This is a genomic window from Delftia sp. GW456-R20 (genome assembly GCF_001622915.1).
GTDB classification, from domain to species: Bacteria; Pseudomonadota; Gammaproteobacteria; order Burkholderiales; family Burkholderiaceae_C; genus Comamonas; species Comamonas acidovorans.
Genome location: NZ_LWCN01000005.1, coordinates 1065664 through 1087500, shown reverse-complemented (window position 1 = coordinate 1087500; position 21837 = coordinate 1065664). Strand labels below are relative to the sequence as shown.

The 21837-nt window shown below is 65.5% G+C and carries 19 protein-coding genes and 2 rRNA genes (1 of these 21 only partly in view); 17 read left to right on the top strand and 4 right to left on the bottom strand.

The genetic code is table 11. From position 1 onward, the window contains the following. The 12 genes from A4F85_RS28720 to A4F85_RS28665 all read left to right on the top strand — a co-directional run. Nucleotides 1-2394, top strand: a 23S ribosomal RNA gene (locus tag A4F85_RS28720); it begins 480 nt to the left of the window's first position. A 124-nt stretch (nucleotides 2395-2518) separates the two neighbouring features. Beyond that, nucleotides 2519-2631, top strand: a 5S ribosomal RNA gene (gene rrf / locus A4F85_RS28715). A 309-nt stretch (nucleotides 2632-2940) separates the two neighbouring features. Next, nucleotides 2941-3342 carry a MerR family transcriptional regulator gene (locus tag A4F85_RS28710; protein ID WP_013800379.1) on the top strand — a complete coding sequence of 134 codons (402 nt, stop codon included), beginning with the start codon at nucleotides 2941-2943 and terminating at the stop codon, nucleotides 3340-3342. A gap of 36 nt (nucleotides 3343-3378) precedes the next feature. After that, on the top strand, nucleotides 3379-3837 hold the full coding sequence (locus A4F85_RS28705) for a PaaI family thioesterase (RefSeq protein WP_013800380.1): 459 nt from the start codon (nucleotides 3379-3381) through the stop codon (nucleotides 3835-3837). A gap of 43 nt (nucleotides 3838-3880) precedes the next feature. Continuing rightward, the gene (locus A4F85_RS28700; protein WP_013800381.1) at nucleotides 3881-5068 is read left to right on the top strand and encodes an isovaleryl-CoA dehydrogenase; all 1188 of its coding nucleotides are present in this window, start codon (nucleotides 3881-3883) and stop codon (nucleotides 5066-5068) included. Between the two features lie 55 nt (nucleotides 5069-5123). After that, nucleotides 5124-5786: a carbonate dehydratase gene (can, locus tag A4F85_RS28695; RefSeq protein WP_012207787.1), complete on the top strand. Its 663-nt coding sequence runs from the start codon at nucleotides 5124-5126 to the stop codon at nucleotides 5784-5786. A 39-nt stretch (nucleotides 5787-5825) separates the two neighbouring features. Continuing rightward, nucleotides 5826-7607, top strand: coding sequence for a bifunctional isocitrate dehydrogenase kinase/phosphatase (gene aceK, locus A4F85_RS28690; RefSeq protein ID WP_063328561.1), 1782 nt, complete (start codon nucleotides 5826-5828; stop codon nucleotides 7605-7607). Nucleotides 7608-7653: 46 nt separating this feature from the next. Next, nucleotides 7654-8841 (top strand): acetyl-CoA C-acyltransferase, encoded by a 1188-nt coding sequence (locus A4F85_RS28685; RefSeq protein WP_013800383.1) that lies wholly within the window; start codon nucleotides 7654-7656, stop codon nucleotides 8839-8841. A 165-nt stretch (nucleotides 8842-9006) separates the two neighbouring features. Beyond that, nucleotides 9007-9630 (top strand): pyridoxamine 5'-phosphate oxidase family protein, encoded by a 624-nt coding sequence (locus A4F85_RS28680; RefSeq protein WP_034397418.1) that lies wholly within the window; start codon nucleotides 9007-9009, stop codon nucleotides 9628-9630. A 28-nt stretch (nucleotides 9631-9658) separates the two neighbouring features. Further along, entirely contained in the window at nucleotides 9659-10321 is a 663-nt protein-coding gene (locus tag A4F85_RS28675; protein WP_063328560.1) for an SDR family oxidoreductase, read from the top strand. 66 nt (nucleotides 10322-10387) lie between these two features. Continuing rightward, entirely contained in the window at nucleotides 10388-11518 is a 1131-nt protein-coding gene (locus tag A4F85_RS28670; protein WP_034397414.1) for an acyl-CoA dehydrogenase family protein, read from the top strand. A 142-nt stretch (nucleotides 11519-11660) separates the two neighbouring features. Then, a complete protein-coding gene (locus tag A4F85_RS28665) occupies nucleotides 11661-12452 on the top strand; it encodes an alpha/beta fold hydrolase (protein ID WP_013800386.1) in 792 nt (263 codons plus the stop codon). A gap of 21 nt (nucleotides 12453-12473) precedes the next feature. On the opposite strand, the gene A4F85_RS28660 is transcribed toward A4F85_RS28665, so the two are convergent. Beyond that, nucleotides 12474-12971: a DUF421 domain-containing protein gene (locus tag A4F85_RS28660; RefSeq protein WP_063328559.1), complete on the bottom strand. Its 498-nt coding sequence runs from the start codon at nucleotides 12969-12971 to the stop codon at nucleotides 12474-12476. A 166-nt stretch (nucleotides 12972-13137) separates the two neighbouring features. Between A4F85_RS28660 and A4F85_RS28655 the strand changes: the two genes are divergently transcribed. Then, nucleotides 13138-13551 carry a YchJ family protein gene (locus A4F85_RS28655; RefSeq protein ID WP_063328558.1) on the top strand — a complete coding sequence of 138 codons (414 nt, stop codon included), beginning with the start codon at nucleotides 13138-13140 and terminating at the stop codon, nucleotides 13549-13551. Further along, a complete protein-coding gene (locus tag A4F85_RS28650) occupies nucleotides 13535-15382 on the top strand; it encodes a hybrid sensor histidine kinase/response regulator (RefSeq protein WP_063328557.1) in 1848 nt (615 codons plus the stop codon). Before A4F85_RS28655 ends, A4F85_RS28650 begins: the two co-directional genes overlap by 17 nt. Here the strand turns inward: A4F85_RS28650 and A4F85_RS28645 are convergent. After that, the gene (locus A4F85_RS28645; RefSeq protein WP_012207777.1) at nucleotides 15352-16089 is read right to left on the bottom strand and encodes a response regulator; all 738 of its coding nucleotides are present in this window, start codon (nucleotides 16087-16089) and stop codon (nucleotides 15352-15354) included. The two genes, A4F85_RS28650 and A4F85_RS28645, sit on opposite strands and share 31 nt — an antisense overlap. A 187-nt stretch (nucleotides 16090-16276) precedes the next feature. Between A4F85_RS28645 and A4F85_RS28640 the strand changes: the two genes are divergently transcribed. Then, nucleotides 16277-17329: a hypothetical protein gene (locus A4F85_RS28640; RefSeq protein ID WP_063328556.1), complete on the top strand. Its 1053-nt coding sequence runs from the start codon at nucleotides 16277-16279 to the stop codon at nucleotides 17327-17329. 99 nt (nucleotides 17330-17428) lie between these two features. Next, a complete protein-coding gene (locus A4F85_RS28635; protein WP_063328555.1) occupies nucleotides 17429-18121 on the top strand; it encodes an HAD family hydrolase in 693 nt (230 codons plus the stop codon). Between the two features lie 19 nt (nucleotides 18122-18140). On the opposite strand, the gene A4F85_RS28630 is transcribed toward A4F85_RS28635, so the two are convergent. Together A4F85_RS28630 and A4F85_RS28625 are read right to left on the bottom strand one after the other, a co-directional pair. Beyond that, a complete protein-coding gene (locus A4F85_RS28630) occupies nucleotides 18141-18806 on the bottom strand; it encodes a glutathione S-transferase family protein (protein ID WP_063328554.1) in 666 nt (221 codons plus the stop codon). 75 nt (nucleotides 18807-18881) lie between these two features. After that, nucleotides 18882-19958, bottom strand: coding sequence for an AraC family transcriptional regulator (locus tag A4F85_RS28625; RefSeq protein WP_063328553.1), 1077 nt, complete (start codon nucleotides 19956-19958; stop codon nucleotides 18882-18884). A 136-nt stretch (nucleotides 19959-20094) separates the two neighbouring features. On the opposite strand from A4F85_RS28625, the gene A4F85_RS28620 reads away from it, so the two are divergent. Next, nucleotides 20095-21813: an AMP-binding protein gene (locus tag A4F85_RS28620; RefSeq protein ID WP_063328552.1), complete on the top strand. Its 1719-nt coding sequence runs from the start codon at nucleotides 20095-20097 to the stop codon at nucleotides 21811-21813. The last annotated feature ends 24 nt before the right edge of the window (nucleotides 21814-21837 follow it).

The window sequence follows — 21837 nt, the reverse complement described above, 5'->3', positions numbered from 1 at the left end:
CCCGGGAGGGGAGTGAAATAGATCCTGAAACCGCATGCTTACAAAAAGTAGGAGCCCGCAAGGGTGACTGCGTACCTTTTGTATAATGGGTCAGCGACTTACATTCAGTGGCAAGGTTAACCGAATAGGGGAGCCGTAGAGAAATCGAGTCCGAATAGGGCGTCCAGTCGCTGGGTGTAGACCCGAAACCAAGTGATCTATCCATGGCCAGGATGAAGGTGCCGTAACAGGTACTGGAGGTCCGAACCGACTAGTGTTGCAAAACTAGCGGATGAGCTGTGGATAGGGGTGAAAGGCTAAACAAACTTGGAAATAGCTGGTTCTCTCCGAAAACTATTTAGGTAGTGCCTCAAGTATTACCTGCGGGGGTAGAGCACTGTTTAGGCTAGGGGGTCATGGCGACTTACCAAACCTATGCAAACTCCGAATACCGCAGAGTACAGCTTGGGAGACAGAGCACCGGGTGCTAACGTCCGGACTCAAGAGGGAAACAACCCAGACCGCCAGCTAAGGTCCCTAAAATTGGCTAAGTGGGAAACGAAGTGGGAAGGCTAAAACAGTCAGGATGTTGGCTTAGAAGCAGCCATCATTTAAAGAAAGCGTAATAGCTCACTGATCGAGTCGTCCTGCGCGGAAGATGTAACGGGGCTAAGCCAGTTACCGAAGCTGCGGATTTGCAATTTATTGCAAGTGGTAGGAGAGCGTTCTGTAAGCCTGTGAAGGTGCCTGGTAACGGGTGCTGGAGGTATCAGAAGTGCGAATGCTGACATGAGTAGCGTTAAAGGGGGTGAAAAGCCCCCTCGCCGTAAGCGCAAGGTTTCCTACGCAACGTTCATCGGCGTAGGGTGAGTCGGCCCCTAAGGCGAGGCAGAGATGCGTAGCTGATGGGAAACAGGTCAATATTCCTGTACCGATGTGTAGTGCGATGTGGGGACGGAGAAGGTTAGCTCAGCCAACTGTTGGATATGTTGGTTCAAGCCTGTAGTCGTGCCTGGTAGGCAAATCCGCCGGGCTTAGATGAGGGGTGATAACGAGTCTGCTTGCAGACGAAGTGAGTGATACCCTGCTTCCAGGAAAAGCCACTAAGCTTCAGCTACACACGACCGTACCGCAAACCGACACTGGTGCGCGAGATGAGTATTCTAAGGCGCTTGAGAGAACTCTGGAGAAGGAACTCGGCAAATTGATACCGTAACTTCGGGAGAAGGTATGCCGCAAGTAGGTGAACTTGAACAAAGGGAGCCCAAAGCGGTTGCAAAAAATCGGTGGCTGCGACTGTTTAATAAAAACACAGCACTCTGCAAACACGAAAGTGGACGTATAGGGTGTGACGCCTGCCCGGTGCTGGAAGATTAAATGATGGGGTGCAAGCTCTTGATTGAAGTCCCAGTAAACGGCGGCCGTAACTATAACGGTCCTAAGGTAGCGAAATTCCTTGTCGGGTAAGTTCCGACCTGCACGAATGGCGTAACGATGGCCACACTGTCTCCTCCAGAGACTCAGCGAAGTTGAAATGTTTGTGATGATGCAATCTCCCCGCGGAAAGACGGAAAGACCCCATGAACCTTTACTGTAGCTTTGTATTGGATTTTGAACGGATCTGTGTAGGATAGGTGGGAGGCTTTGAAGTGAGGACGCTAGTTCTCATGGAGCCGACGTTGAAATACCACCCTGGTGCGTTTGAGGTTCTAACCCAGGTCCCTTATCGGGATCGGGGACAGTGCATGGTAGGCAGTTTGACTGGGGCGGTCTCCTCCCAAAGCGTAACGGAGGAGTTCGAAGGTACGCTAGTTACGGTCGGACATCGTGACGATAGTGCAATGGCATAAGCGTGCTTAACTGCGAGACTGACAAGTCGAGCAGATGCGAAAGCAGGACATAGTGATCCGGTGGTTCTGTATGGAAGGGCCATCGCTCAACGGATAAAAGGTACTCTGGGGATAACAGGCTGATACCGCCCAAGAGTTCATATCGACGGCGGTGTTTGGCACCTCGATGTCGGCTCATCTCATCCTGGGGCTGTAGTCGGTCCCAAGGGTATGGCTGTTCGCCATTTAAAGAGGTACGTGAGCTGGGTTTAAAACGTCGTGAGACAGTTTGGTCCCTATCTTCCGTGGGCGCTGCAGATTTGAGGAAGCCTGCTCCTAGTACGAGAGGACCGGAGTGGACACACCTCTGGTGTATCGGTTGTCACGCCAGTGGCATTGCCGAGTAGCTAAGTGTGGAAGAGATAACCGCTGAAAGCATCTAAGCGGGAAACTCGTTTCAAGATGAGATCTGCCGGGCCTTGAGCCCCTGAAGAGTCGTTCAAGACCAGGACGTTGATAGGTCAGGTGTGGAAGCGCAGTAATGCGTTAAGCTAACTGATACTAATTGCTCGTGAGGCTTGACCCTATAACTTTGATGACGTGATCATCAAGGTGGTTATGCCAAGTAAGGCGCAGTCAAAATACAAAGCTGATTACAGACTCTATGAATTCGTTGTGTTGCTCCATGAGCAGCATGACAACAAGTTATGCCTGATGACCATAGCAAGTTGGTACCACTCCTTCCCATCCCGAACAGGACAGTGAAACGACTTTGCGCCGATGATAGTGCGGGTTCCCGTGTGAAAGTAGGTCATCGTCAGGCTCTTACAGCCCAAAAAACCCCGTAGCCCAAAGCTACGGGGTTTTTTGCATTGGGCTGCAGGAAACGGGGAAACAGGCAGAACAGCCAAAACGGACAGCCAAACGAACATCCAAAACGGATATCCAAAACGGACATCCCAGAAAAAGAGAGCGCTGACGCGCTCTCTTTTTATTCCTGCCGGGCTTCTTCGTCGCACCCGGATGCAACATCCGGCGCAGTTTCCTGTGGCCAATTCCGCTAGCATTGACGTTAACGTCAACGTCGCATTCCCATGGCCGCCGGCTGTGGATGCTGGCGGACTCTCCAGCCATGTCGACCACCTACACCATCAGCGATCTTGCCAAGGAGTTCGATCTCACGACCCGAGCCATCCGCTTCTATGAAGACATGGGCTTGCTTGAGCCCGAGCGCGCCGGGCCTGGCGGGCGCAATCGCGTCTACAGCGCGCGTGATCGCACACGTCTTCGCCTGACCTTGCGGGCCAAGCGGCTGGGACTGTCTCTGAACGAAGCCAAGGAGATCATCGATCTCTACGACAGCCCCCGCGACACGGGCGTGCAACTGCGCAAATTCCTGGAAGTGCTGGCTGTGCATCGCCGCCAGCTCGAGGACCGCCTGGCCGATCTGCAGGCCAACCTGGCCGAGGTGCGAGAGCAGGAATCCGAGGCCCGCACTCTGTTGAAACACCTGGATGGGAAAAATGCTTCATAATTGACGTTTACGTAAACGTAATTTGTGAGGCTTGCCTTGACCGTGCCCCGCCTGGAACCTGCCAACAGCGACTTTGCCCGCCGTGTGCGAGACAGTTTTGCACGCCAGGGCGCGATGCACACCCTGGGCGCCGAGCTGTCCCTGCTGGAGCCCGGCGCCGTCGATGTCTGCCTGGCCTGGGCGCCCGGGCTGACGCAGCAGCATGGCTTTTTGCATGCCGGCATGGTTTCCACGGCGCTGGATTCCGCCTGCGGCTATGCAGGGCTGACCCTGATGCCGGCCGATGCTGCCGTGCTCACCATCGAATTCAAGATCAATCTGCTGGCCCCCGCCAAGGGCCAGCGCTTTCGCATGGAAGGCCGGGTGATCAAGCCGGGCCGCACGATCATCGTGACCGAGGGGCGCGCCTATGCCATCGACGAAGGCCGCGAAAAACTGATTGCCACCATGGGCTGCACGCTGATGTGCGTGCAGGGCCGCGATCTGGCCGACTGAGCCGGGCGGCGTTCTTTCACCAAATTTCCACAGGAGACACGAGATGAGCCTTTCCAACCTGCCGGGCCTGAACTTCCAACTGGGCGAGGACATCGACGCGCTGCGCGATGCCGTGCGCGAGTTCGCACAGGCCGAGATTGCACCGCGCGCCGGCGAGATCGACCGCGACGACCAGTTCCCCATGGACCTGTGGCGCAAGTTTGGCGATCTGGGCGTGCTGGGCATCACCGTGTCCGAGCAGTACGGCGGTGCCGACATGGGCTACCTGGCCCACATGGTGGCGATGGAGGAAATCTCGCGTGCCAGTGCCTCGGTGGGCCTGTCCTATGGCGCGCACAGCAATCTTTGCGTGAACCAGATCAACCGCAACGGCAACGAGGCGCAAAAGGCCAAGTACCTGCCCAAGCTGATCAGCGGCGAGCACGTGGGCGCGCTGGCCATGAGCGAGCCCGGCGCGGGCTCGGACGTGATCAGCATGAAGCTCAAGGCCGAGGACAAGGGCGGCTACTTCCTGCTCAACGGCACCAAGATGTGGATCACCAATGGTCCCGATGCCGACACCCTGGTGGTCTACGCCAAGACCGAGCCCGAGCTGAACGCCCGCGGCGTGACTGCTTTCCTGATCGAGAAGGGCATGAAGGGCTTTTCCATTGCCCAGAAGCTGGACAAGCTGGGCATGCGTGGCAGCCATACGGGCGAGCTGGTGTTCGAGAACGTCGAGGTGCCGGCCGAGAACGTGCTGGGCGGGCTGAACAACGGCGCCAAGGTGCTGATGAGCGGCCTGGACTACGAGCGTGCCGTGCTGACCGGTGGGCCGCTGGGCATCATGCAGTCGGTGATGGACAACGTCGTGCCCTACATCCATGACCGCAAGCAGTTCGGCCAGAGCATTGGCGAGTTCCAGCTCATCCAGGGCAAGGTGGCGGACATGTACACCGTGCTGCAAGCGGGCCGCTCCTTTGCCTATACGGTCGCCAAAAACCTCGATCTGCTGGGAACGGAGCATGTTCGCCAGGTCCGCAAGGACTGCGCCAGCGTCATTTTGTGGTGCGCCGAGAAGGCGACATGGATGGCGGGCGAAGGCGTTCAAATCTATGGAGGTAATGGGTATATCAACGAATACCCACTGGGTCGCCTCTGGCGGGATGCGAAACTCTACGAGATCGGCGCCGGCACCAGCGAGATCCGTCGCATGCTGATCGGCCGCGAGCTGTTCGCAGAGACCTGCTGATCCCGCACCCGCCTGCCGCGCCGTTCTTGAGTTTGACCCAACAAAAGGATTGCTTATGAGCACAACCTCCATCGAAGAACTGTTTGTCCATAACCGCGAATGGGCCCAGCAGATGGAGCGTGACCGGCCCGGTTTCTTCACCGGGCTGTTGTCGCAGCAAAAACCCCGCTACATGTGGATCGGCTGTTCCGACAGCCGCGTCCCTGCGAACCAGATCACGGGCCTGGAGCCCGGCGAGGTGTTCGTGCACCGCAACGTGGCCAACGTGGTCGTGCCCAGCGACCTGAACTGCCTGTCCACCATCCAGTACGCGGTGGACCAGCTCAAGGTCGAGCACCTGATGGTCGTGGGTCACTATGGCTGCGGCGGCGTGCTGGCGGCACTGGAGGATGTGCGCGTGGGCCTGGCCGACAACTGGATCCGCCATGTGAAGGATGTGCGCGACAAGCACCAGGCGCTGCTGGCCAGCCTGTCCCCGCAATGGCGCCACGATGCGCTGTGCGAACTCAATGCCATCGAGCAGGTGATCAATGTGGCGCAGAGCACGGTGATGCAGGATGCCTGGGCGCGCGGCCAGAAGGTCACGCTGCACGGCTGGTGCTATGGCCTCAAGGACGGCCTGATCACCAATCTGCAGATGACCGTGCCCGGTGTCGGCGGCATCGCCAACATCCATGCCGAGGCTGTCGAGCTGGTCGCCAGCCGCCAGCGCGACTGAGCGGCCATGGCAGGCGGGACCCCGGGAGACTTCAAGCCGATGCCTGCCCAGGACACCCTGCTTGCCCATGACATCGCGCGGGCGATGATGGATGGCTTCAATCGCCATTACCGCCTGTTCCGCGCCGAATCCGCCCGCGCCAAGCACCGCTTCGAAACTGCCGACTGGCTGGGCCAGCAGCGTGCCCAGCGCGAGCGCATCGAGTTCTACGACTTGCGCGTGCGCGAATGCGTGCGCCGGCTTGAAAAGGAATTTGCGGCGGGCGCCCAGCCCATGCCGGTCTGGCAGCAGATCAAGCGCCACTACATCGGGCTCATGGTCAACCACCTGCAGCCCGAGCTGGCCGAGACCTTCTTCAACTCGGTCACCACCAAGATCCTGCACCGCACGCATTTCCACAACGACTTCATCTTCGTGCGGCCCGCCGTCAGCACGGAATACATAGAGAACCAGGAGCCGGCTGCGCGCCCGGCCTACCTGGCCTTCTACCCCACACGCGAGACGCTGCCGCAGACGCTGCGCGAAGTCGTGGAGCAATTCGAGCTGCAGCGCCCCTTCGAGGACCTGGAGCGCGACATCGCCCGCCTGGCCGAGCGCCTGGAGCCGCAGCTGCAGGCCATGCGCCTGTACGCCAACTTCCAGATCCAGGTGCTGTCCAGCCTGTTTTTCCGCAACAAGGGCGCCTACATCGTCGGCAAGATCATCAACGGCTTTGCCGAGCTGTCCTGGGCCGTGCCCATCCTGCACGGCGACAACGGCCGGCTGGTGCTGCACGCGGCCCTGTTCGGCGAGAAGGACTTCCACGGCCTGTTCAGCTTTGCGCGCGCCTACTTCATGGTCGATACCGACGTGCCCAGCGCCTACGTGCAGTTCCTGCGCAGCCTCATGCCGCGCAAGCCGCGCGCCGAGCTGTACAACGCCCTGGGCCTGGCCAAGCAGGGCAAGACGCTGTTCTACCGCGACTTCCTGCACCACCTGCGCCATTCGCGCGACCAGTTCCGCATCGCACCCGGCATCAAGGGCATGGTCATGCTGGTGTTCGACCTGCCCAGCTTTCCCTATGTATTCAAGCTCATCAAGGACCGCTTCGCCGCGCCCAAGGAGATCACGCGCGAGCAGGTCAAGGCCAAGTACCGCCTGGTCAAGCAGCACGACCGCGTGGGGCGCATGGCCGACACGCTGGAGTACAGCCTGGTGGCCTTCCCGCGCGAGCGCTTTTCGGATGCGCTGATCGCCGAGATCCTGGAGCATGCGCCCAGCCAGGTCGAGATCAGCGACCGCGACGGCGATGGCCGGCAGGAGGTCATCATCTCCCACCTCTACATAGAGCGGCGCATGGTGCCGCTGAACATGCTGCTGCAGGAGTGCTTCGATGACGGGCTGGACCTGCCGGCACCGCGGCAGCGGCTGGAGAGCGCCGTGATCGAGTACGGCAATGCCATCAAGGACCTGGTCGCGGCCAACATCTTCCCGGGCGACATGCTGTGGAAGAACTTCGGCATCACGCGCGGCGGCAAGGTGGTGTTCTACGACTACGACGAGATCGAATACCTGACCGACTGCCACTTCCGCCAGGTGCCCGCGCCGCGCAACGAGGAGGACGAGCTCAGCGGCGAGGTCTGGTACCCCGTGGGCCCGCGCGATGTGTTCCCGGAAACCTTCGCGCCCTTTCTGCTGGGCAACCCGGCCGTGCGCGAAGTCTTCATGCGCCACCATGCCGACCTGCTCGACCCCGCCTTCTGGCAGGCGCACCAGCAGCGCATCCGCGAAGGCCATGTCCACGATGTCTTCCCCTACGAGCGCAGCCGCTGGCTGGCCTGACCCGTTTTCCCTTTCTTTCACCATCACGACAACCCAGGAGACAAGCATGCAAGACCCCATCGTCATCGTCGGCGCAGCCCGCACCCCCATGGGCGCCTTCCAGGGCGACTTCGCCGACCTCGCGGCCCATGATCTGGGCGGCGCCGCCATCAAGGCGGCCGTGCAGCGCGCGGGCGTGGCGCCCGAGAAAGTGGACGAAGTGCTGTTCGGCAACTGCCTGATGGCGGGCCAGGGCCAGGCGCCTGCGCGCCAGGCCGGATTCAAGGGCGGCCTGCCGCGCAGCACGGGCGCCGTGACCCTGTCCAAGATGTGCGGCGCCGGCATGGAGGCCACCATCCTGGCGCACGACCAGCTGGTCGCAGGCAGCCGCGATGTGGTGGTCTCCGGCGGCATGGAAAGCATGACCAATGCGCCCTACCTGCTCAAGAAGGGGCGTGGCGGCTACCGCATGGGTCACGACAAGGTCTATGACCACATGATGCTCGACGGCCTGGAGGACGCCTACGAGCCTGGCCGCTCCATGGGCACTTTTGGCGAGGACTGCGCCGCCAAATACCACTTCACGCGCGAGCAGCAGGACGCCTACGCCATCGAAAGCGTCAAGCGCGCCCAGGCGGCCACTGAAAGCGGCGCCTTCGCCGCCGAGATCACGCCCGTCACCGTCTCCACGCGCAAGGGCGACGTCACCGTCAGCATCGACGAAGGCCCGGCCAAGGCCAAGCTGGACAAGATTTCCAGCCTCAAGCCCGCCTTCAAGAAGGACGGCACGATCACGGCCGCATCGAGCTCCAGCATCAACGACGGCGCCGCCGCCCTGGTGCTGATGCGCGAGTCCACGGCCAAGGAACTGGGCTGCAAGCCGCTGGCGCGCATCGTTGCCCATGCCACGCATGCCCAGGAGCCCGAATGGTTCACCACGGCCCCCGTGGGCGCCACGCAGAAGGCCCTCAAGAAGGCCGGCTGGACGGCGGCGGACGTGGACCTGTGGGAAGTCAACGAAGCCTTTGCCGTCGTGCCCATGGCCCTGATGGCCGAGCTGGGCGTGCCGCGCGACAAGGTCAACGTCAACGGCGGCGCCTGTGCGCTGGGCCACCCCATTGGCGCCAGCGGTGCGCGCATCCTGGTCACGCTGCTGCACGCCCTGCAGGCGCGCGGCGGCAAGCGCGGCCTGGCCACGCTGTGCATAGGCGGCGGCGAGGGAACAGCCATGGCGATAGAAATGGTCACCCCCTGAGGCGCTGCGCGCCCTCCCCCTGAAAGGGGGACGACACCCTCGGTGCGGGGCGGCCCTTCCTCGGTGTCTCTGATTTGCATTGCGCCAGTTTTATGGGCAGCGCCACAGACGTCCAGAGAGCTAGACTTGGATCGGCCGATCCGCTATTACTTTGACCTCTCGACCATGATTACCAGCGAAGAACAGTTGCGCAGCCTGTATGCCATGCCGGCCGAAAGGGCCTTGCTCAAGCAGCAGGTGGACCTGGACCGGCACTGCCTGCGCTTCATCGCGCTGTCGCCGCTGTGCATCGTGGCCACGGGGGGCGGGGCGGGCGCGATGATGGATGCCTCGCCGCGCGGCGGCAAGCCGGGCTTCATCAAGGCGCCCGACAACCAGACGCTGCTGATTCCCGATTCGGGCGGCAACAACCGCCTGGACAGCTTCAGCAACCTGATCGCCGATCCGCGCATCGGCCTGCTGTTCATGGTGCCGGGTTTCGACGAGACCCTGCGCGTCAACGGCGTGGCCAAGCTGCGCGACGAGGCCCACTACACGGCGCTGTTCGCCAGCGAAGGCTTCCGGCCCAAGATCGTTCTGGAGATCCAGGTGCAGGAGGCCTATCTGCACTGTGCCAAGGCCCTGATGCGCGCCCGGCTCTGGAAGCCAGAGTCCCAGGTGTCGCGCAACGTCATGCCCTCGGTGAACCAGATGGTCCACCAGCAGATCGGCCTGCCTGCGCCCACCGAGACGCAGGAGGCCATGGTCGAGCGCTACGAAAAGCAGATCGCGGACGAGCAGGGCCGCTGACCGCATTCCATTTGAAAGGTCGAAAGACATGGCAGTCACTCTGGTGTTGGGCGCCTCGCGCGGGCTTGGTTTTGCCTTGGTAGAGGCCTATGCGGCCCAGGGCCGCAGCGTGGTCGCCACGGTGCGCAGCGAGGCCGACCGCGAGCGCGTCGAGGCCACGGGCGCCAAGGTGCTGCTGGTGGATGTGGCCGACCCGGCCAGCGTCAGCGGCCTGGCCTGGCAGCTCGACGGCGAGAAGATCGAGCTGGCGCTGTATGTGGCCGGAGTGTGGGATGCCCACAGCTCGGCCACGCCGCCCACGCGCGAGCAGTTCGACCGCGTCATGCACACCAATGTGCTGGGCGCCATGCAGGTGCTGCCCCAGGTGGCGCCGCTGGTCGAGGCGGCGGGCGGCGTGTTCGGCCTGTTCTCCAGCCAGATGTCGCTGCTGGCCGACGCCGAATCCGACGCCTGGCTCTACCGCGTCAGCAAGGCTGCGCTCAACATGGTCGTGGCCAGCGCCAAGCCGCAATGGCCGGGCGCCACCGTGGTCGCGCTGGACCCGGGCTGGGTGCAGACCGACATGGGTGGCGCGGCTGCCACCTTCACCGTCGAGCAAAGCGTGCAGGGCCTGGTGCGCACGCTGGCCGGCGTCACGCCGGCCGACCGGGGCCGCATGCTGCGGCATGACGGGCAGCGCATCGCCTGGTAGATCCGACGGCAGATCCGACCAGCGCAACGGACAACGAACAACGAAACAAGAATCAGGAGACAAGACATGCTGCTCAACGCAGACCAGGAAATGATCCGTGACGCGGTGCGCGACTTCGTGCGCACCGAAATCACGCCCCATGCCGCACGCTGGGACAAGGAACACCACTTTCCCAAGAACGTGCACCAGGGCCTGGCGGCGCTGGGCGCCTACGGCATCTGCGTGCCCGAGGAGTACGGCGGCGCCGGCCTTGACTACCTGAGCCTGGCCCTGGTGCTGGAGGAAATCGCAGCCGGCGACGGCGGCACCAGCACGGTGATCAGCGTCACCAACTGCCCCGTCAACGCCATCCTCATGCGCTACGGCAGCGAGGCGCAAAAGCAGCAATGGCTGGCGCCGCTGGCGCGCGGCGAGATGCTGGGCGCCTTCTGCCTGACCGAGCCGCATGTGGGCTCGGATGCCTCGGCGCTGCGCACCACGGCCACGCGCGACGGCAGCGACTACGTGATCAACGGCGTCAAGCAGTTCATCACCAGCGGCAAGAACGGCGACGTGGCCATCGTCATCGCCGTCACCGACAAGGCGGCGGGCAAGCGCGGCATGAGCGCCTTCATCGTTCCGACCTCCGCACCCGGCTACCAGGTGCTGCGGCTGGAGGACAAGCTGGGCCAGCACAGTTCGGATACGGCCCAGATCCAGTTCGAGGGCTGCCGCATCCCCGCCGCCAACCTCATCGGCGCCGAGGGCGAGGGCTACAAGATTGCGCTGTCGGCGCTGGAAGGCGGGCGCATCGGCATTGCCGCGCAAAGCGTGGGCATGGCGCGTGCGGCCTTCGATTGCGCGCTGCAGTACTCCAAGGAGCGCGAGAGCTTCGGCCAGCCCATCTTCAACCACCAGGCCGTGGGCTTTCGCCTGGCCGACTGCGCCACGCAGATCGAGGCCGCGCGCCAACTGATCTGGCATGCGGCCAGCCTGCGCGATGCCGGCCTGCCCTGCCTCAAGGAAGCGGCCATGGCCAAGCTGTTCGCCAGCGAAATGGCCGAGCGCGTGTGCAGCGCCGCCATCCAGACCCTGGGCGGCTATGGCGTGGTCAGCGACTTCCCCGTGGAACGCATCTACCGCGACGTGCGCGTCTGCCAGATCTACGAGGGAACGAGCGACGTGCAGAAAATTCTCATCCAGCGCGCCCTGGCCTGAGGCCAATCCCCCACGCTGCGGGTCGGGCCGGATGGCCCTGACACCCGCAGGGCTTAGCATGGAGCATCGCCGGCACGGCGCCCGAGAGAGGCGGGCGGCCGTTTCCGGCAGGTTTGTGACCACCTTCGCAGGAGATCCCGACATGCCCATCGCTTCCGTCAACGGCCAGAACCTGTACTACGAGGACACGGGCGGGAGAGGCCCGGTCCTGGTGTTTTCGCACGGGCTGCTCATGGACCACACCATGTTCGCTCCCCAGGTCCAGGCACTGCAGGGGCGCTTTCGCTGCATCAGCTGGGACGAGCGCGGCCATGGCCAGACGGCAGACCCCGAGCAGTGCGCACCCTTCGACTACTACGACTCGGCCGACGACCTGGCCGCCCTGCTCGAGCACCTGGGCGTGGAGCGCGCAGTGCTGGTCGGCATGTCGCAGGGCGGCTACCTGTCGCTGCGCTGCGCGCTCATCCACCCCGAGATCGTGCGCGCGCTGGTGCTGATCGACACCCAGGCCATGCTGGAAGACCCCGAGCAGATGCCCCACCACGAAGCGTTGCTGCGCGCCTGGATGGAGCATGGCCTCAGCGACGACATGGCGACCACGGTGGAGCGCACCATCCTGGGCCAGGGCTGGAGCGGCGCGGCGGCCTGGCGTGCCAAATGGAAGAAGGCCACGCCCATCAACCTGGGGCAGAGCTTTCTGGCGCTGGCCCAGCGCGATGACATCAGCCCGCGCCTGCCCGACATCCATGTGCCGGCCCTGGTCATCCATGGCACGGACGACACCGCCATCGCGCCCGACCGTGCACGCGCCATGGCCAAGGCCTTGCCCAGGGCGCAGTGGGTGGAGGTGCCGGGTGCCGGCCATGCGGCCAACCTCACGCATCCGCAGCCCGTGAACCTGGCCATCGAGCGCTTCCTGGAGCAGCTCGACTGACAGGGCCTGCCGGGCAGGGGGTCAGACCGGCGGATCGCCCTCGTTCTCGCTGTCGCGGCGGCGCAGGACGACGGTGATGCTGCCGTCGGTCTCCAGCGTGGCGCGCTCCACCTCGCGCAGGTGCAGGCAGCCGCCCGCACGCAGCGCGGCCTCGATATCGTCGCGCGTGATGCGTTCCTCGCGCATCAGGTCCTTGTTCAGGTGTCCGTCCCTGATCAGGGCCTTGGCCTTGCCGTCGATGAGCCGCTCCAGCGCGGGAAAGCGAAAGGTCAGCCAGGACAGCAGCAGATGGCACAGGATCAGCGTGGAGGCCGAGACCATGCCGCCGATCAGCGAGTTGTCCCCGGCATTCATGGAGTTCTGCACCGCATTCGACAGGATGAGCAGCAGCACCAGGTCGAACGGCGCGTACTGCCCCGTCTGGCGCCGCCCGGTCAGGCGCAGGAATACCAGCAAAAACAGGTAGACGGCCACGCCGCGCACCACGAACTCCCACCATGGGACCGACATTGAAAACATGGGCTCTCCTTACAGGCCCGAGGGCCCGCGGTCAGTATCATGGCCCGCCTGTCCTCCATCAAGAACCCGGTCGCAGCAAGGCGGCCGTGACTGACATGCATTCCTGCTCCCGCGCCGTCCTCTCCCAAGTTCCGCAAGTTCCGCAAGTTCCGCAGGGCCAGCCGCTATGAGCGCTGCCGCCACCTCCCCGGCCTGTCCCTGCGGCCAGCACGATGCCAAGGGCCGTCCCCTGGCCTTCGATGCCTGCTGCGGCCGCTACCTGGACCATTTCGGCGACTGCCCTGCGCCCGACGCCCAGGCGTTGATGCGCTCGCGCTACAGCGCCTTCGTGCGCGAGGACACCGCCTATCTGCTGGCCACCTGGCACGCCAGCCAGCGGCCTGCCACGCTGGACTTCGAGCCTTCGGCACGCTGGCTGGGGCTGGCGGTCAAGGACTTCCGCAGCACCGGCGAGGACAGTGCCGAGGTGGAATTCGTCGCGCGCTACCGCGTGGGTGGCCGCGCCGTGCGCCTGCATGAGCGCAGCCGTTTCGTGCGCGAAGCCGGGCGCTGGCTCTACGTGGATGGCGACCAGTTCTGAACACGGCGGCGGCCCTGCCGAGCCGCTGTGGAAACTGCAGCAGCGCCAGCGGCTGCTGCTGTCCATCGCATCGCGGGGCTCGTCCGAGGCGGCGGCCCTCATCATCCCCGGCATCGTGGTCTGGTTGCAGCGGCACGAAACGGGCGCCTTCCAGGTGCCGCTGCTGCTGTGGTGGCTGGGCATGGCGTTCATGGCCTGCGTCTTTGTCGGGTTGCGGCGCCAGTTGCGCCGGGACCTGGGTGCTGCCGTGCCATCGGCCGAGTTGCCAGCGCGGCTGCAGCGCTGGGAACGCGTGATGGGCCGCATGGCCCTGCTCAACGCCGGTTCCTGGGCGCTGGCGATACCGCTGACCCATGGCAGCGGCCATGAATTCCGGCTTTTCATCTACCTGGTGCTGTGCGGCGTCGTGGCCTCGGCCGCCACCTTCCTGGCGCCGGCGGCTGCCGTGTTCAAGCGCTTCTTCGGCGTGCTGTACGGCGCCATGCTGCTGGCCGTGGTCTGGTACTTCCCGAACAGAGGCCTGTACCTGCTGCCGCTGCTCATGCTGTATGGCGCCACCATCGCGCGCCATGCCTGGGGGGCGCGTCAGCTCATGCTGCAGCAATGGGCGCAGGAGCGTGATCGCCAGCTGCTGGCCGAGCGCTACCTGGCCGCCAAGGAGCAGGCCGAACAGGCGCTGGAGGCCAAGAGCCGCTTCCTGTCGGCCGCCAGCCATGACCTGCGCCAACCCCTGCATGCCCTGGGCCTGCTGGTGGAAACCGCCCGCCAGCGCAATGCCGACGGCGCGCTGGCAGGCGTGCTTGACGATGCCCAGGCCTGTGCCCAGTCGCTGGGCACCATGTGCAACGACCTGCTGGACCTGTCGCGGCTGGAGAACGGCACCTGGGAGCTGCGCGCCCAGGTGATGGACCTGCGCATTCTGCTGGGCGATGCCACGCGCCTGTTCGCGGCCGAGGCGCGCCAGCGCGGGCTGGTGCTGCGCTGGCGCGTGGCGCGCGGCATGGACAGCCTGGTGCGTGCCGATGAGGCCCTGCTGCGCCAGATGGTGTTCAACCTGCTGCACAACGCCCTGCGCTACACCCAGCGCGGCGGGGTGCTGCTGGCCGCCCGCGTGCACGGCGGGGGCTGGCGCATCGAGGTCTGGGATACGGGCCTGGGCATTGCGGCCGAAGACCGGCCCCATGTCTTCGCACCGCACTTTCGCGCGCGCTCAGGCCAGGCGGCCCGGCGCGCGGCCCAGCCTGCGGCCGACCCCCTGGCCGGCGTGAGCAGCCAGGGCCTGGGCCTGGCCGTCGTGGCCGCAGCCGCGCGGCGCATGGGCGTGGAGCACGGCCTGCTGTCCACGCCGGGGCGGGGGTCCTGCTTCTGGCTGCAACTGCCGTCCAGCCTGAATGTGCAGGCGGCCTTGCCGCAGTCCGAGGGACCACAGGCGCAGGCGCAGGCCCGGCCGCCCCTGCTCCAGGGCCGGTGCTGGGTGGTCGATGACGATGCGCAGGTGGCGCGGGCCCTGGCTGGCCTGCTGCGCGATTGGGGGCTGCAGGTGGATGTGGCCGCCACAGGCCGCGAGGTGGCCGACTGGCTGGCGGCGGGGGAGCACCCCGATTTCGTGCTGTGCGACCACCATCTGGCCCGGGGCGAGAACGGCTTTGCGCTGTTGCAGAACGTGCTGGCGCAAGCGCCGCAGGCGGCGGGCGCCCTGCTCAGCGGCGAGCCGTCACCGGCGCTGGAGCAGGAGGCGCAGGAACTGGGCTATCTGCTGCTGCGCAAGCCCGTGGACCCGCTGGCGCTGCTGGCCCTGCTTCAGCGCAGGCTGGCTGTGGCCGGCGCCTGAACCGTATCTGTCGGCGGTACGGAGGGCGGCAGCTCCAGCGCAATGCCCTGCATGCGCGTGATGGCGTCGATGCGGCTGTGCACGCCCAGGCGCTGCAGGGCGCCTGCCACATGCTCCTTGACCGTGTGGGGCGACAGGTGCAGCAACTGCGCAATGCTGGGATTGGGCAGGCCGCGCAGCACCAGGTCCAGCACCTGGGCCTGGCGCGGGGTGAGGCCCAGCTCGGCCGCCGTCATGCGGATGGCATGGGCGCCGCCGGGCGACTGCGGCGCCAGCGGGGCGGCGGGGAACCAGGTCTCGCCGCGCAGCAGGGCAGCCACGGCCTGCTGCAGCACCTGCGGCGGCTGCGACTTGAGCACAAAGCCATGGGCCCCCGCCGCGCGTGCCTTCAGGGCAATCGCGCCATGCGTGTCGCCGCTGGTCATGAGCACGCGGCAGGCGGGCGCCAGCGTGCGGATTTCGCGCACCACGTCCGTGCCCGCGCTGGCACCCAGCCAGAAATCCACGATGGCCAGATGCGGCGATCCCCTGCCGGCCATGCACTGCAGGCCTTCGCCCGCATCGGCCACGGCATGGACTTCGGACAGGCCGAATTGTTTCAGGAACTCGGACACGCCCATGGCCGTCAGCGGGTGGTCGTCGATCACCAGGGCATAGCGCCCCGATTGGAGACAGGAGGAATCGGTCAGGAGGGGATGGCTGTGCATGGTCCGCGCAAAGGCATGTCGAAAGGGCTGGAGCGCCAGGGCGCGCCCGGATACACCTTGCGCACATCGTAACGATTACCCCCCGGCCGGGGGGTGACCGGATGTCGGCCAACTCCCCAAAATCGCCGCCGATGCCCTGAGATTCCGCATGGAACGGGCACGTATTCAACGAGAAGGGGAGATAGTCATGAAGATGGTACAGCTCACCCGCCGCAGTGCGGCATTGATGCTTCTGGGAACCCTGGCCGCCTGTGGCGGCGGCGGTGGTGGTGGATTGGGAGAACCGGGCGGCGGAGATCCCGGCAATGGCGGAAATCCCGGCAACCCCGGCACGCCCGGCAACCCCGGCGGCGGCACGACGACCCCGGTGACCGGCCAGTACCGCATGGAGACGGCTGCCGAAAACTTCGACGCGGCCCTGTCCGCCATGAACACGCTGGGGGCGCAAGGCTATGCCTTCACCTACAGCCTGGCCTCGGGCGGCACGACCTTCCCCGTTCCCATCGGTGACTTCTACGTCACCGACACGGCCCACACCGGCACGCGCCTGGACTACCGCATGGTGGCCGACGTGGCGGGCGTCTCGGCCCTGGTGGCCCAGCTCAATGCGCAGGGTGCGCAGGGCTACCTGTACAAGTCGGGCATGGCGTTCCCCAGCAGCACGCAGGACCTGCGCAACCTCTATGTGCGCAGCAGCAGCGCCGCCGCCACCTACAGCTACGAGACGCGCCCCGCCGTGGGTGCGCTGGACACGTCCGGCTTCACGCAGCAACTGGCCGAGATGAGCGGCCGGGGTTTCCGCTACACGGGCCCGCTGATCTCGGGCGACGAGATGTTCAACCTCTACGTCAAGGACTCCAAGGCGCCGGCCTTCGAGTACGCGGTGTTCGCCCTGGCCGCGCCCTTCGGCATGGCCAACGGCACGGCGCTGAAGCAGCGCCTGGACGAGATGGGTGCCAAGGGCCACCTGCTGCGTGGCGCCCTGGTGCTGCGCGGCAATACCGAAGGCGTGCAGCTGTACGAAAAGAGCGGCGACCAGCAGGGCGCCATCGAGTACCGCCTCGAATCCGTGTCCAACAACGCCAGCCTCGCGCAGCGCCTGGAGCAGTTCAACCGCAACGCGGCCGAAGGCTTTTTCGCCTTCGGCGATGTGGTCACCGACGATGGCCAGTTCCATTCCATCTCGGTGCGCAACGTCAAGCGCATGATCCATCCGCTGGCCGGTGCCTCCTTCCCCTGAGCAGGGCACAGGCATGCGCGGCCGGCGCATAATCCGGCCATTTTCCGCAGCAAGGGCGCCCCAGGGCGCCCTTGCTCAGTTTGTTTCGAGAATCCATCCATGACTGCTTTCGAGGCCGTGCTCTTCGACTGTGACGGCGTGCTCGTCGACAGTGAATCCATCACCAACCGCGTGCTGTGCACCATGCTCAATGAATCGGGCTGGCCCATCAGCACCGAGGAATGCCTGCGCGAATTCATCGGCAAGACCGTGCGCAGCCAGGCCGCGCTGATCGAGGCGCGCACCGGCAAGCCGCTGACCGACGCATGGATGGCCGCCTTCTACGAGCGCCGCAACGCCGCGCTGCGCGCCGAGCTGGTGGCCATTGACGGCGCGCTGTCCGCCGTCAGCGAATCCCATGCACTGTGCGCTGGCCGCATCGCCTGCGCCTCGGGCGCGGACCGCGCCAAGGTGGAGATGCAGCTGGCCCAGGTCGGCATGGCCCCTTATTTCGAGGGCCGCGTCTTCAGCGGCCATGAGCTGCCGCGCAGCAAGCCCTTTCCCGATGTGTACCTGGCCGCCGCCGCCGCCCTGGGCGTGGAGTCGGCGCGCTGCCTGGTCATCGAGGACACGGTGACCGGCGTCACCGCCGGCGTGGCCGCAGGCGCCACGGTCTGGGGCTACTTCCCGGCCGACCAGGGCCACGCATCGGCCGAGCAACTGCTCGAGGCCGGCGCCAGCTGCGTGTTCGGCGACATGGGCGAGCTGCCTGCCATGCTGCGCGCCATCGGGCAGGCCAGCGCCAGCGCTTGAGCTTGGGCTTGAGCCGGCCCTAGCGCAGCCGCGGCGAAGGCGTCTCGTCCACGGCCTGCGCACGCGCGGCCTGCTGCTCGGCCTGCAGCGCCCGCTGGAAGGCGGGCCGCTGCTGCAGGCGCTGCCAGTAGGCCTGGGTGGCAGGCCCCCATTGCGACTCCATCTCCAGGTGCGCCGACAGCATCAGCGCATAGCCCACGGCCACGTCGGCAGCGGTGAAGCGGTCTGCCGTGAGCCAGTCGCGCTGTTCCACGGCCTGCTCCACGGCGCGCAGCCGCGCGAGGAACCAGCGCTGGTAGTCCTGGGCCACCTGGGGCTGGCGCCGTTCGGCCGGCTCGAAGTGCGCATAGCGCAGCACCAGGGTCTGCGGGAAGGTCAGCGTGGCATCGCTCATGTGCAGCCAGTTGAGGTAGGCCGCAAAGCCCACCTCCTGCGGCTGCACGGACAGGCCCGCCCCGGGGTGCAGGGCGGCCAGGTATTCGCAGATGGCGGCTGACTCGGTCAGCCTGGCCTCGCCGTGGCGCAGCAGCGGCACCGTGCCCAGCGGGTTGAGCTCCAGGTAGCTGCGCTGCAGCACGCGCGGCGGAAACGGCAGCATGTGCAGCGTGTAGGGAAGCTGCAATTCTTCGAGCATCCACAGCGCGCGGAAGGAGCGCGCGCTGACGCAGTGGTGGAGATGGTGCATGCGCAAAGCCTAGGCCAGATGCGCGGACGGCGGCTGTCGCGCAGGATGCAAATCGCGCCAGGATGCGCGCGGCCCTCACTCGGGCCGGGCTCGCGCGCTCTTGCGGAATTCGGAAGGCGACAGCCCCGTCCACAGCCGGAAGGCGCGGATGAAGCTCTTGTCGTTGAGAAAGCCGCAGGACTGCGCGATGCGCTTGATGGGCCGGCTGGTGCGCAGCAGCAGGGCCACGGCACGCTCGCGCCGCACCTCGTCCTTGAGCGCCTGCAGCGAGGCGCCTTCTTCCTTGAGCTGGCGATGCAGGCTGCGCTGGGACAGGTGCAGCTGGCGCGCCAGCGTGTCGGCCGTCTGCAGGCATTCGGCGTCGGCCGCCAGCAGCTGGCGCACGCGCTGCACCAGCTGGCGCTCGCGCCGGTAGGGGCGCACCTGCAGCGGCAGGGCGCGCTGCAGCATGCGCTGCAGCGCAGGCTCGTCGCGCGTCAGCGGCATATCCAGAAAACGTGCGTCGAACTGTAGGCAGGCCCGGGCCGCGCCAAACTCCACCTCGCCCGGCGGGAACAGCAGCGCATACACGCCCGCATGCGGCGGGGGATCGAAGGGAAAGCAGGCGCGCCGCAGCGGCAGCGGCTCATCGATGAACCAGCTGGCCAAGCCGTGGATATTGCGCAGCACCGACAGCAGGCAGAACTCGCGCATGGCGCCCAGCGTGGAAAGCTCCTCGATGGCCAGCGTGGCCAAGCCGTCTTCCTGCGCCAGCGTGAGCCGGATGTCTTCGGCCAGCAGGCCATGGTGGCGGCACCAGCGCGCCAGTGCCAGGCCCAGCTGCTCGCTGCCCATGCTGGCGCGTGCCAGCATGCCGTAGCTGCCCCAGGGCAGGCGCCGGGAGAACCAGCCCAGGGCCTCGTCGTCGAGTTCGCGCATGGCGGCATCGGACAGTGCCTCCATCTGCAGCGCCGTGATGCACTCGTTGCGCTCTTTGACGGAGTCTGGCGCGATTTGTGCCTTCTCCAGGGCGGACAGGGCGCTGATGCCCCGGCGTTCGTAGGCCAGCATAATGGCCTGCACAAAGGCCATGGGCGTAACTGCAGGGTGTGCGGAGGCCATGGTGGCGGCCGCCTGGGGCAGGGGGGTCTTGACCAGCGAGGGGGTGAACATGCTGGCAATTATTGCAACCTTCGTGGCCTGTTCTGCTCGGGGTTGGCCCTTATGCTGCCACGCAATAGCTGCCGTGACGGGGCAGGCCACTGCATTTGCCCGTCCCAGGCGCCGCCGACGACACAGGAGACAACGCATGCCCGCCCAGAACGCCCCGCTCGCTTCCAGCCATGCCCAAGGCCGCACCGATGTGCCGCTGATCGAGCAGACCATCGGCGATTTCTTTGCCGACATGGCGGCCCGCCAGCCCGATCGCGAGGCCCTGGTCAGCCGCCACCAGGGCCTGCGCTACAGCTATGCCGGCCTGCACACCGAGGCGCGCCGCCTGGCCAGCGCGCTGCTGGGCCTGGGGCTGGACAAGGGCGACCGCGTCGGCATCTGGTCGCACAACAACGCCGAATGGGTGCTGATGCAGCTGGCCACGGCCCAGGTCGGCCTGGTGCTGGTCAACATCAACCCGGCCTACCGCACCTCCGAGGTCGAGTACGCGCTCAACAAGGTCGGCTGCAAGGCGCTGGTGACCATGGCGCAGTTCAAGACCAGCGACTACCTGGGCATGCTGCGCGAACTGGCACCCGAGCTGGCCACGGCCGAGCCCGGCCGCCTGCATTGCGCGCGCCTGCCCCAGCTGCGCAGCGTGGTCTGGATCGACGTCGCAGGGCAGGGCGAAGAGCAGCCCGGCATGCTGCGCTTTTCCAGCCTGCTGGCCCGCGGTGATGCGCAGGATGCGCGCATCGACGCCGTGGCCGCCACGCTCAAGAACACCGACCCCATCAACATCCAGTTCACCAGCGGCACGACGGGCTTTCCCAAGGGCGCCACGCTGACCCACCGCAACATCCTGAACAACGGCTTTTTCATCGGCGAGTGCATGCGGCTGACGCCCGAGGACCGGCTGTGCATTCCCGTGCCGCTGTACCACTGCTTCGGCATGGTGCTGGGCAACCTGGCCTGCTTCACGCATGGCTCGGCCATCGTCTACCCGAATGACGGATTCGATCCGCTGCTGGTGCTGGAGACCGTGCAGGCCGAGCGCTGCACGGGCCTGCACGGCGTGCCCACGATGTTCATCGCCGAGCTGGACCACCCGCGCTTCAAGGAGTTCGACCTGAGCACGCTGCGCACCGGCATCATGGCCGGCTCGCCCTGCCCCATCGAGGTGATGAAGCGCGTGGTCAGCGACATGCACCTGTCCGAGATCACCATCGCCTACGGCATGACCGAGACCAGTCCCGTCAGCTGCCAGAGCGATGCCGACACGCCGCTGGAGCGCCGTGTGTCCACCGTAGGCAAGGTGCAGCCGCACCTGGAAGTGAAGATCGTCGACCCGGCCACGGGCGAGGTGGTGGCGCCCGGCGTCTCGGGCGAGCTGTGCACGCGCGGCTACTCGGTCATGCACGGCTACTGGGGGGACGAGGCCCGCACGCGCGAGGCCATCGACGACGATGCCTGGATGCACACAGGCGATCTGGCCACCATGGATGAGCAGGGCTACGTGAACATCGTCGGCCGCATCAAGGACATGGTGATCCGCGGCGGCGAGAACATCTACCCGCGCGAGATCGAGGAATTCCTCTACCGCCACCCGCAGGTGCAGGATGTGCAGGTCGTCGGCGTGCCCGACGCGCGCTACGGCGAGGAGCTGTGCGCCTGGATCATCGTCAAGCCCGGCCAGGCGCTGACCGAAGACGGCGTGCGCGACTTCTGCAAGGGCCAGATCGCCCACTACAAGGTGCCGCGCTACATCCGCTTCGTCGAGGCCTTCCCGATGACGGTGACCGGCAAGATCCAGAAATTCAAGATCCGCGACGAGATGATCGCCATGCTGGATCTGCGCCCGGCCAGGACCGCCTGAGGGCTGCTTTCATGCGCTGCCGCC